This is a genomic window from Actinomadura rubrisoli (assembly GCF_004349215.1).
Classification (GTDB): Bacteria; Actinomycetota; Actinomycetes; order Streptosporangiales; family Streptosporangiaceae; genus Spirillospora; species Spirillospora rubrisoli.
This window is the reverse complement of the sequence record NZ_SMKU01000321.1, coordinates 1-10809: the sequence shown is the minus strand read 5'-3', so window position 1 is coordinate 10809 and position 10809 is coordinate 1. Positions and strand designations below refer to the sequence as shown.

Below are 10809 nucleotides of genomic sequence, written 5' to 3'. Positions count from 1 at the left end.
CCCCGCGACCCGCCGCCCGCGGGTGGCCGCCCGCGTGACCGCGGCTCCGCGGCCGTCGAGTTCGCCGGGCTCCTCCCGGTCGCGCTGGCGGTCGTCTTGATCTGCTTCGAGGTGTTCATGGCGTTCACGGCCGTCGAGCGCGTGGAGAACGCGGCGCGCACCGGGGCCAGGGAGGCGGCCAAGGCGCACGACCCGGCCCAGTGCGCCGCGAAGGCCGGCGCGGCGATGCCCGGATGGCTGAACGACCGGTCGGTGGAGGGCGCCGGGACGGGACAGGACGGGGTGTCCTGCACGGTCCGGGCGAAGGTGCCGGTGCTGTGGCCGGGCGTTCCGCTGGACTTCACCGTGACCCGCACCGTGACCATGCCGAATGGATGAGCGATGGGCCGAATGGATGAGCGATGGGACTGAAGGATCGCCTTGAAGACGAGCGGCTCGCGGGCGCGGCGGCGAGCCGGACCGGGGTGTCGCACTGGCGCCGGCGGCTGCTGGAGGAGGTGAACCTCGACGAGCTGGCACAGCTCGGCCTCGCGCAGCGGCGCGCCCGGCTGGAGAAGGTGACGGGCCACATCGTCGGCCGCGAGGGGCCGGTGCTGTCGCCCGCCGAGCGGACCGCGCTGATCCGCCGCGTGGTGGACGAGGCGCTCGGGCTCGGCGTCCTGGAACCGCTGCTCGCCGACGAGACCGTCACCGAGATCATGGTGAACGGCCCCGATCACGTGTTCGTGGAGCGGGACGGGCGGGTCGAGCGGATCGACACCACGTTCGCCAGCGAGGACCAGCTCTACCAGACGATCGACCGGATCGTCGCGCAGGTGAACCGGCGGGTGGACGAGTCGAGCCCGATGGTGGACGCGCGGCTGCCGAGCGGCGAGCGCGTCAACGTGATCATCCCGCCGCTGTCGCTGGCGGGCCCGGTGCTGACGATCCGGCGCTTCCCCCGCTCGTACACGATCGAGGAGCTGGCCGCGCGGGCCGGCCTGGACGCGCCGACGGGGCTGCTGCTGGCGTCGTTCGTCCGCGCGCGGCTCAACCTGGTCATCTCGGGCGGGACGGGCACGGGCAAGACGACGATGCTGAACGCGCTGTCGGCGTTCATCCCCGAGCACGAGCGGATCGTCACGATCGAGGACTCGGCCGAGCTGAGGCTGCGCCAGGAGCACGTGATCCCGCTGGAGTCGCGGCCGCCGAACGTCGAGGGGAACGGCCGGATCACGATCCGCGACCTCGTCCGCAACGCGCTGCGCATGCGCCCGGACCGCATCGTCGTCGGCGAGGTCCGCGGCGGCGAGACCCTCGACATGCTCCAGGCGATGAACACCGGTCACGAGGGTTCGATGGTGACCGTCCACGCCAACTCCACCGACGACGCGGTGTACCGACTCCAGACGCTCGCCAGCATGAGCGACGTCAAGCTGCCGTTCGACACGATCCGCGACCAGATCGCGAGCGCCGTGGACGCGATCGTCCATCTCGGCCGCGGCCCGGACGGGGTGCGGCGGATCACCGAGGTCGCGGTCGTGGCCGCGCGCCGCCGCGACCGCCTCACACTCAAGACGATCATGAACTTCGCGGCGCTGCCGATCGGGCCCGACCGGACCGTGCACGGCGCGTTCCAACACCGTCCGCTGCCGCCCGCGCTGGCCACGCGGCTCTTCCACGCGGGGGAGGGCATCCCGCCCGCCTTCGGCGTCGCCCAGGCCGGCGCGGCCGAGAATGCCGCCGCCGGGAACGGTGCCCTCAAGGCCGCCTGGCCCGCCGAGGCCGGCGAGATCGCCGAGGTGGCCTGGTCCGCCGAGGCCGCCTGGCCCGCCGAGGCCGACTGGTCCGGCGGCGGCTCCGGCGATGGCACACGGGAGGTGACCTGAGATGACGCCGCCGTACATCGCGCTGCTCATGCTCGCGACCGGGGCGTGCGCCGTCTGGGGCGTCGGGGAACTGTCCGCGGGCTGGGAGCGGCGCCGCGGGATCGCCATCCGGTCGCGGGTGGACGGCGACCCGCCGCCGGACGGGCCCATCGCCGCCCTCGACCGGCGGATCCGGGGCACCGAGCCCGGCCGGATGCTGGCCCGCCGCATCTCCGCCGCCGGGCTGGCGATGCGGGTGTCCACGTTCCTGCTGTGCATGGCCGCTGGCGGGCTCGCGGCCATCCTGCTGATCGGCGAGCTGCTCGGGCCGGTGTTCGGCGTCGCCGCCGCCGTCGCGGTCGCGTTCGTCTTCCTCGGCTACCTGCGGCGGCGGGAGGAGCGGCGCAAGGAGGAGTTCATCGCCCAGCTCCCCGAGCTGGCGCGGGTGCTCTCGAACGCCGCGCAGGCCGGGCTGTCGCTGCGCACCGCCGTCGGGCTCGCCGCGGACGAGATCGACGACCCCGCCCGCTCCGAGCTCCGCCGCACCGCCGACGGGTTGCGGCTCGGCCAGTCGCTGGAGGCCGCGCTCGGCGACCTCGCCGGACGGCTCCCGTCCCGCGAGCTCGGGGTGCTGGTCAGCACGCTGCTGGTGTCGTCGCGCTCCGGCGGCTCGCTCGTCACCGCGCTGCGCAGCATCGCCGGGACGCTGGAGGACCGCAAGGAGATCCGCCGCGAGGTGAAGACGATCCTCGGCCAGGCGGTGGTGTCGAACTGGGCGGTCGGCATCCTGGGCGCCGGCGGCATCGCCATGATCAACCAGATCCAGCCCGGCGCGCTGCGCGAGATGAGCGCGCACCCGGCGGGCCAGATCATGCTGGCGGTCGGGGCGGCGCTCTTCGTGGCCAGCCTCGTGATCATCCGCCGGATCACTCGGATCGACGTGTGAGGTGACCAGATGCTGATCGCGATGGCGGCGGGCGCGGCGGCCAGCGTGCTGCTCGCGGCATGGGGGCTCGTCCTCGCCACGTCCGGCGAACGGGTCGCGGCGTCCGCGCTGGACGCGCCGGTGGAGCGGCCGCGCCGCCGCGGCGCGCTCCTCGGCCTCAACCGGATCGCCGAGGGCGCCGGACGGCCGTTCACCGGGATCGCGATGAACGCGCTGGCGCCCTGGCACCGCAAGATCCGCGAGCGCATCGACGCGGCGGGCCGTCCAGGCGGGATGACGGTCGAGTCATACGCGCGCACGACGGCCGGCTACTGCGTCCTGTTCGGCTCGCTGAGCGTCCTCCTGCTCGCCGGCGGGCAGATGCTCATGGGCGTGATCTCCCTCGCGGGCGCGTTCCAGAACGAGTTCCTCCTCCTCGGCCGCGCCCGGAGCCGCCGGGACGAGATGCAGCGCAGCATGCCCGACTTCCTGGACGTCCTCGCCGTGACCGTGTCGGCGGGCATGGGTTTCCGGCACTCGCTGGCGCGGGTGGTCGAGAGCATGCCGGGCCCGCTCGCGGACGAGTTCACCGTCGCGCTGCGCCAGATGGAGCTGGGCACGCCCCGCCGGGAGGCGTTCGAGGACCTGCGCCGCCGGAACCGCTCGGAGATGGTGAGCCAGTTCGTCACCGCCGTCCTGCAAGCCGAGGAGCTCGGCGCCCCGCTCGCGACCGCCCTCATCGACATCGCCACCGACATGCGGCGGGAGTCGGCGCAGTGGGCGAGGCGCAAGGCGCAGCGCACCGCTCCGCAGGTCACCGCCGTCACCACCGCGCTCACCCTGCCCGCGCTGATCATCGTGGTGATCGGCGCTCTCTTCTTCAGCTCGGGAGCTGATCTCGGTGCCCTCTTCGGCGGCTGACCCGGACATCGGGCTCTCGCGCGACGCCCGCCACGTCCACCGTGCCCCGCGCGCCGGTCCCGCCGGTCCCGCCGGTCCCGCCGGTCCCGCTGGTCCCGCCGGGCCTGCCCGCTGCGGCGGCGGGGCGCGGGTGCGGTCGCGCATCAACGCCGCGTTCCGGCTGCTCATGCACGCGCGGATGCTGATGGCGGGCGTCACGCTGCTCGTCCTGGCGGTCCGCGGCCTCACTTGGGCGACGTTCATCATGGTGCTGTGCGTGGCCCTGCTGTCGTGGCTGGTGGCCCGGCACGTGGACCGGATCGTCCCGCGCCTGCTCGACCATCCGCTGCTCGTCGCGCTCGACCTGTGCGTCTGCTTCGCGGTGCTGGGCGTGTGCGGGCCGTCCGGGCCGTTCTTCCTGTCCACGGTGGCGACCGCGGCGGCGGCCGGGCTGCTGTACCGCTGGCAGGGCATGCTGATCGTGTCCGTCGTCCAGATCGCCGGCTACTTCGTCACGTTCGGGTACGCGGCCTCGCGCGGGGACGCCGGGACCTTCCAGGAACTGGCCGGCCAGCCCGCCTACTACCCGCTCGCCGGCTTCGCCGGGGTCGCGCTGCGGCGGATGTTCGAGGACCACGCGGCCGTCGAGGACGCGCGGCTCTCCGCCGAGGTCGCGGCGGCGGCCGCCGAGGAGCGGGCCCGGCTCGCCAGGGAGATGCACGACTCGCTGTCCACCACGCTGCGGGGCGTGGCGCTCGCCGCGGCGGCCCTGCCCGCGTGGATCAGGAACGCGCCCGAGCGCGCCGAGCGGGAGGCGGCCCGGCTGGCCGCCGCGACCGAGACGGCGTCCCGCGAGGCGCGCGGCCTGCTCACCGGCCTGCGCGACACCACGGTCACCACGGGGCTCCCGGACGCGGTGCACGCCGCCGCCGGGGGCTGGGCCGCGCGGACGGGGGTGGCGCTGCACACCGAGATCGCGGACGACGCCGACCTCCCCCTGTGGCAGCGCCACGAGGTCCTCGCGATCCTCGGCGAGGCGCTCGCCAACGTCGAACGGCACGCGCGGGCCGGGAAGGCGACCGTCCGGCTCGTCCGTGCAGCGGGGGAGGTCGTCCTGACGGTCCGCGACGACGGCCGCGGGTTCCGCACCGGGCCGCTGGAGTCCTTCGCGCGCGACGGCCACTACGGGCTCGTCGGGCTGCACGAGCGGGCCGAACGCGCGGGCGGCACCGTCCTGGTCAGCTCCGAACCCGGGGCGGGCACCACCCTGGTGGTCCGGGTCGCGGCGGACCAGACCGGCCGACTGGCGGAGGTGAGCTGAGTGAACGTCCCGAACAGCACGCCGAACAGCACGCCCGGCCCGGCGCCGCGGGTACTGGTCGTCGACGACAACGTCGTGGTCCGCTCCGGGCTCGTCTCGCTGCTGGAGGCGCACGGGATCGAGGTCGTCGCGGAGGCGGGCGACGGGCACCACGCGGTGGAGCTCGCCGAGCGCCTGCGCCCCGACGTCGTGCTGCTGGACGTCCGGATGCCGCTCATGGACGGCGTTGCCGCCGCCGAGCTCATCAGCACCACCACCCGCGTGCTGATGCTGACCTACACCGACGACCCGGACGTGATCCGGGCCGCGCTGAGCAAGGGGGCCACCGGCTACCTCGTCCACGGCGCGTTCACCGCCGACGAGCTGATCGCCGCGGTGTACAACACCGTGCGCGGCGCTCACCCGCTCTCGCCCGCGGCGGTGTCGGCGCTCGTCGGCGCCGTCCGGGGCGAGACGTCCGCCGTCCCGAGCCTGGAGGAGGAACCGGACGGCGCCCCGCCCGTGCCGTTCCCGCCACCGGGGTCCGCGCGCCGCGACCGGTTCGGGCTGTCCGCCCGCGAGGCCGAGGTGATGCGGCTGATCGTCCAGGGCGCGTCCAATCGGGAGATCGCCCAGCGGCTGTTCCTGGCGGAGAAGACCGTCAAGAACCACGTCAACCGCATCTACGCCAAGCTCGGCGCCACCTCCCGCGCCGCCGCGATCGCGCGCTGGATCGGCACGGCCGAAGAACCCCACTGAACGCTCGGACGGTCCCGGTCCCGCGCCTCGGGGCAGGGACCGCCGGCCGAGGCGCGTCCGCGCCGGGCGCCCTGGGCCCCGCGGGTGGGCCCGGCGACCCCATGGATCAGGGCCGGGAATTGGGGCGGTGGACCCTGGGAAGGGCACATTCTGATCCATATTTTTATGGTCGTACAACGACGGCGGCCGTTATTCAGCCGAGCGGACGACGCCGATCCAGAAGAACCGTGACGAGCCCATAGTCTCCGCATTTCCCGGGCGACACGCCTTCCATCCGGCAGAGCAGGCCAGGAGGACCATGATGAACGTGCTTTTCCCGCTCGTTGTGCGGACGCATTTGTCCATGCAGATCGGCGTCGAAAGGTCCGCGCTGTTCGTCCGGGACCGGATCGAGCGGTCGCGGAAGGCCGACGACCGCGGCGCCGACCTCTTCGAATGGGCGGGGATGCTGATCCTCGTCGCGGCCATCATCTCCGCGCTCTACGGCCTCAAGATCGTCGACAAGGTCAAGGACAACGTCGACGGCGCCCTCAAGGACATCTTCGACAAGGACCCCAAGTAGGACCGGCCGTGGCCGACGCGGACACGGAGCGGGAGGGCCGCCGAGGCCGTCCCGCTCCCCGCCGCGGCCGGACACCCGTCCCCGGGACGGGCCGTCCGTGAGCGCGCAGAACTTCGTGACGGCGCTGGCCGTGGGAGGCGTCGGGACGGGCGCCGGATGGCTGGCGGCTCCGCTGGCCGCCGCGTACCACCGTCCGCTCACACCACGGGGCCGGGCGGCGGCGGCCGGTCTGACCGGTGCGGTCCTCGCGGCGCTGGCCCTGCGTCTAGGACCGGGCGCACAGCTCGTCGCGTTCGCCTACCTCGGGACGGTAGGCGTCCTGCTGGCGGTGATCGACGCGGCCGTGAAGCGGCTTCCCGACCGGCTCACGCTGCCCTCGTACCCGGTCGGCATCGCGCTCCTCGCCATCGCGGCGCCGTTCACCGCGAACGGCCCGGCGCGGCTGGTGCACGCGCTGGTCGGCATGGCGGTGCTGTGGCTCTTCTACTTCGTCCAGCACTTCCTTCTGCCGCACGCTATGGGCGGCGGCGACGTGAAGCTGGCCGGGGTTCTCGGCCTGTACCTCGGGTGGCTGGGCGAGGCGGCATGGGTGACGGGCGTCGTGGCGGGCTTCCTCTACGGCGGCGTCTACAGCGTGACCTGGATGCTGCTGGGCCGGGCCGGTCGCAAGGACGAGCTGCCGTACGGGCCCTTCATGCTGGCCGGTGCCCTGACCGGGGTGCTCGTCGGCGGTTGGTTCGTGCGGTGATTGGGTCCCAGGGCCCTGGGCGCCCCTACCGCCGTCCCTCTAGTTTCCGGGTGGAACGGCTTTCGCATCGGATGGGGCGTCCATGTTGCAGCGGCTGAGGGCCCGTCCGGGACGGGGTGACGACGGCCTCGCGTCCACCGTCCTCATCCTCGGGATGGCGCTGGTCCTGCTCGCCGGCGTCCTGGTGTTCAGCCGGGTCGCTCAGGCCGGAGACATGCGGACCCGCGCGCAGAGCGCCGCCGACGCCGCCGCGCTCGGGGCGTTGCAGCCACTGCGGCTGAAGCTGGTGGAGATGGCGCTGGCCGGCACCCCGCCCACCGGCTCGGGCGCATGGCTGGTCGCCGACGAGGCGCCCCAGGGCGGCGCCGAGGACTACGCGAGGCGCAACGAGGCGCGGGTCGCCGGCAAGGTCCACCTGTCCGGGCTGGACGGGACGTACGCGAAGGTGCGGGTCACCACGTCCGACTGCCAGCTCAAGAAGGACAACGAGCTCACCGAGCAGGAGCGGGACGACCTGCGCCACGGCCGCGGCCTGTGCACCGACCGGACGGGCGAGAAGGGCATCGGACGCACCGGCAACGCGACCGCCGTCGCCCGGCTCACCGTGCCGGGCTGCGCCTACGAGTCCGCGCCGCTGCCGCCGGGCGGGTCCCTGCCGGAACAGCAGCCCGCGCCACCGGCCCGGCTGGTCTGCGACGGCGTCACCGCGTGGCCGAACGGCAACGCCGCGGCGCTGAAGAAGAAGTTCACCCTCCGCCTCGTCGACAAGGAGAGCGCGGTCCCCTACAACGGGTTCCCGTTCGGGCAACCCGGTCCCGGCGGCCCCCTGCCGGACCCGGGCCCCCTGCCGGCGGGCACCCCGGAGACGGTGCGGCGCGCCATCGCGTTCGCCAAGGCGCAGATCGGCACCTGGTACCAGTGGGGCGGGACGTGCACCTCGCCCAGCCGCGCCACGGCCACGATGGGCAACTGCGACTGCTCCTCGCTCGTGCAGATGGCCTACCGCGCCGGCGGCATCTCCATTCCCCGCGTCACCTACGACCAATGGCGCTTCGGGCAGCCCATTCCGGCGGGCCAGGAGAAGCCCGGGGACCTGGTCTTCTTCAGGCCCGGACCGCGCGGCCCCGAACATGTCGGCATCGTCGTGGACCCGTCCACGCACCAGATGATCGAGGCCCCGCGCACGGGCGCGACGGTGACGCCGGCCAGTTACACCAGATCGAGCCTCATGGGATTCCGGCGCCCCTACGCGGGCTGAGGGACCCCTTTAACCCGACCTCTGAATTGGGTCTTGAATTGGGCCCCCGGGCTCATTCGCAAATGAAATGCGCGTGCGAATCTTCAACTCGTGCCCCTGATTCCGGAAGGACGGCGCCCGGCCCGCCGGAGGCCGCGCGACCGCGGCGCCTCCATTCCCGAGTACGTGGGGATCCTGTCGCTGATCGCGGCCGTCTGCGCGTCCCTGTTCGTCCTCGGCATGCCCGGCCGCACGGGCGGCGCCGTCTGCCGCGCCCTGCAGAAGATCCACATGGTGGACGGCTGCGACGGCGCCGGCCCGGGCGGCGCCCTTCCCCAGGACCCGGACGAGCCGCGCACCGCCTGCACGAAGGGGATGGAGTCCAAGTACCTCGAAGAGACGGTGACGATCCCGACCCGTGTGCTCGACGCGCGGACCAACAGCCGGAACACGCTGCAACTCGTCCAGAAGGTCGGCGCGGACGGCAAGACCACCTGGGAGATCGCCGACTTCACCTGGGGCGAGGGCGCCATCGCGACACCCGACGTCACCATGGGGATCGTCAAATTCGGCGTCTGGGGCGGCGGGCAGTTCACCAACGGGAAGGTGTACTCCTTCACCGACGAGAAGAAGGCCCGCGACTTCTACCGCGACCTGGTGAAGCACCGGATCGGGAACACCGCGAAGTTCGTCGTCCGGACCAATCCCATCACCGGCGGCCTGAGCTGGCTCGCCGGCAAGGTCCCGAAGGTCGGCAAGAAATACGAGGAATGGATCGGCGCGAGCGAACCCGACCAGCGCCCGTCGGCCGAATACCACGAGGGCGGCCCGACCGGCGGCTTCAAGGGGGAGGTCGACCTCGGGAAGGCGAAGGTCCCGTTCAAAGGCCGGGGCTGGCTGATCGACGGCACCCGCACCGACCTCAAGTCGGGCGAGAAGACCAGCTACTACTCCCGCAAAGGCGAGGGGGAGGCCGGCCTCCTCGTCGACCTCAGCGACGTGTGGAAGGTGCTGCCGAAAGGCGCCAGGGAACGCGCCTCCGCCGGCGCCGCGGACGCGCTGGACCTCGCCATGGGCGAGATCGACAGGCGGATCTCCGGCCGCGACATCGTCCTGACCCCGGGCGAGCGGGAGAAGATCAAGGCGCAGATCCGGATCAACCCGAGCTTCGGCCTCAACTTCAAGCACCGGGGCGCCACCACCTGGGCCTACACCGAGGACAAGGACGGCAACCCCATCCGGATGACCAAGACCAAGAACAGCCAGAACGTCATCTACCTCCGGGTCGACGCGAAGGGCGCGGGCGAGGCGAACGGCGGCAAAGGGGAGGTGACCGCGGGCAAGCAGTGGATACTCAGCTCCCAGCGGACGGTCACCGACAAGACGCTCGACTACAGCGACCCGCAGGACCTTCAGGCCATCGACGCCTACGGCCGGACCGCCGACGACGCCGCCCTCGACCGCTACTTCGACGGCGGGGGCGGACGGATGTCGCGCCTCACCTATGACGTCACCGGCGACACCGGCAAGCTCGACGGCAAGGGCCAGAGCGGCGGGAAGCGCAAGTTCGGCGGCTTCTTCGAGAGCGCCCGCGAGCACGAGAAGAACGCCCTGACCGCCGCCGAGTACTACAAACCCGGACAGGGGTGGGTGAAATGGAATCGATGTCTCGGCTGACCGCCTGCGCGCTCGCCGCGCTCCTGGTCGCGGGCTGCTCCTCCGGCGAGAAGAAGCCCCCCGCCCCGCCGGGCTCCCGCGAGTACCGCACGGACGCCTACACCTTCGCCTACCCGTCCACCTGGACGCCGAGGACCACCACCGAGGAGGGCGGCGCGCCCGTCCTGAAAGTGGACGGACCCGAACTGCCGTCCGGCGTCTACGACGGCCAGGTCCACGTCGGACGCCGCGACCGCCACGCGGGCGGACTCGCCGACCAGCTCTCCCAGTTCCGCGGCCTCGCCCAGCTGAACGGCTACCGCGTCACCGCCGTCCGCGAGACCAAGCTCGACGGCGCCGCCGACGCCCGCAGGATCGAGGCCCGCTACGAGATCACTACGCAGGACGGCACCCGCACCCCCATGCGCCTGCTCGGCCTCTACGCCCTGACCAAGCGGCGCACGCTCCTGGAATTCATGATCCGTTCCCCCGAGCGCGGTACCGCCGCCGCCCAGGCCCCCGCCATCCTCGCCTCGTTCCGGCTGACGGGAGGGCGATGATCTACCGCATCCTGATCCCGCTCGCCGGCTTCCTCGCCCTGCTCGCGATCCTGGACCAGATCCCCGCCAAGGCCGCGATGGCCGTCATCGGGCCCGGCCTCCTGCTCCTGGCCCCGCTCACCCTCGTCCGCGACACGGCCTTCCGCCGCCGCGCCCTGGAGAAGGCCCCGGGCACCGTCGTGTCCTGCGAGGAGGAGGGCATCGACCCCCCCGGCTGGGAGTACACCCTCACCGTCCGCTTCACCGCCCTGGACGGCCGCGAACACGTCATCACCGAGTCGGGCCGCCCCCGCAGACGCCCCGCCGACACCGTCC

General features: G+C 72.9%; 12 protein-coding genes. All 12 read left to right on the top strand.

What is annotated here, in order from left to right; translation table 11 throughout:
• Positions 1–378: TadE/TadG family type IV pilus assembly protein (locus tag E1298_RS37505; protein WP_131901955.1), on the top strand; the 378-nt coding region annotated here is incomplete at its 5' end.
• A gap of 23 nt (positions 379–401) precedes the next feature.
• Complete coding sequence (locus E1298_RS37500) at positions 402–1868, top strand: TadA family conjugal transfer-associated ATPase (RefSeq protein WP_131901953.1); 1467 nt, start codon at positions 402–404, stop codon at positions 1866–1868.
• Position 1869: 1 nt separating this feature from the next.
• Positions 1870–2793, top strand: coding sequence for a type II secretion system F family protein (locus E1298_RS37495; RefSeq protein WP_131901951.1), 924 nt, complete (start codon positions 1870–1872; stop codon positions 2791–2793).
• 9 nt (positions 2794–2802) lie between these two features.
• Positions 2803–3693 carry a type II secretion system F family protein gene (locus E1298_RS37490; protein WP_131901949.1) on the top strand — a complete coding sequence of 297 codons (891 nt, stop codon included), beginning with the start codon at positions 2803–2805 and terminating at the stop codon, positions 3691–3693.
• Positions 3674–4993, top strand: coding sequence for a sensor histidine kinase (locus tag E1298_RS37485; RefSeq protein WP_207945077.1), 1320 nt, complete (start codon positions 3674–3676; stop codon positions 4991–4993). The genes E1298_RS37490 and E1298_RS37485 overlap by 20 nt, the downstream gene beginning before the upstream one ends.
• Positions 4994–5731: a response regulator gene (locus E1298_RS37480; RefSeq protein ID WP_131901945.1), complete on the top strand. Its 738-nt coding sequence runs from the start codon at positions 4994–4996 to the stop codon at positions 5729–5731. It begins immediately after the preceding gene.
• A 298-nt stretch (positions 5732–6029) separates the two neighbouring features.
• Complete coding sequence (locus E1298_RS37475) at positions 6030–6293, top strand: hypothetical protein (RefSeq protein ID WP_131901943.1); 264 nt, start codon at positions 6030–6032, stop codon at positions 6291–6293.
• A 97-nt stretch (positions 6294–6390) separates the two neighbouring features.
• On the top strand, positions 6391–7041 hold the full coding sequence (locus E1298_RS37470) for a prepilin peptidase (RefSeq protein ID WP_131901941.1): 651 nt from the start codon (positions 6391–6393) through the stop codon (positions 7039–7041).
• Positions 7042–7123: 82 nt separating this feature from the next.
• Complete coding sequence (locus tag E1298_RS37465; RefSeq protein WP_131901939.1) at positions 7124–8299, top strand: C40 family peptidase; 1176 nt, start codon at positions 7124–7126, stop codon at positions 8297–8299.
• A 90-nt stretch (positions 8300–8389) separates the two neighbouring features.
• Complete coding sequence (locus tag E1298_RS37460) at positions 8390–9955, top strand: hypothetical protein (protein WP_131901937.1); 1566 nt, start codon at positions 8390–8392, stop codon at positions 9953–9955.
• Positions 9934–10494 carry a hypothetical protein gene (locus tag E1298_RS37455; RefSeq protein WP_131901935.1) on the top strand — a complete coding sequence of 187 codons (561 nt, stop codon included), beginning with the start codon at positions 9934–9936 and terminating at the stop codon, positions 10492–10494. Before E1298_RS37460 ends, E1298_RS37455 begins: the two co-directional genes overlap by 22 nt.
• Positions 10491–10809 (top strand): hypothetical protein (locus tag E1298_RS37450; RefSeq protein ID WP_131901933.1); only part of this gene is annotated, 319 nt, incomplete at its 3' end. The genes E1298_RS37455 and E1298_RS37450, both read left to right, overlap by 4 nt.